This is a genomic window from Pseudomonas sp. HY13-MNA-CIBAN-0226 (assembly GCF_040310305.1).
In the GTDB taxonomy this organism is placed as follows: Bacteria; Pseudomonadota; Gammaproteobacteria; order Pseudomonadales; family Pseudomonadaceae; genus Aquipseudomonas; species Aquipseudomonas gregormendelii.
Genome location: NZ_JBEOPS010000198.1, coordinates 1 through 278, shown reverse-complemented (window position 1 = coordinate 278; position 278 = coordinate 1). Strand labels below are relative to the sequence as shown.

At 66.2% G+C, this 278-nt stretch carries 1 protein-coding gene; it reads right to left on the bottom strand.

What is annotated here, in order from left to right:
* Nucleotides 1–278: SDR family NAD(P)-dependent oxidoreductase (locus tag AAEZ05_RS28390; RefSeq protein WP_350649905.1), on the bottom strand; the 278-nt coding region annotated here is incomplete at both ends.

Genomic DNA, 278 nt, shown 5'->3' with positions numbered 1-278 from the left:
CCCCGCGCCATCGGGATTCCGGACTCCAGCTTGCTGACCCGGTCCGGGTCGCCGCTCAGGGCATGGAAGTCGGTAAAGATATAGCCAGGGCGTACCGCGTTGACACGGATACCCTCACCTGCGACCTCTTTCGATAAGCCGATGGTGAAGGTATCCAGCGCGCCCTTGGAGGCGGCGTAGTCGACATACTCGCCCGGCGAGCCCAGCCGCGCCGCCACCGACGACACGTTGACGATACTGCCGCCCTGCCCGCCATGCCGTGGCGACATGCGCAGCAC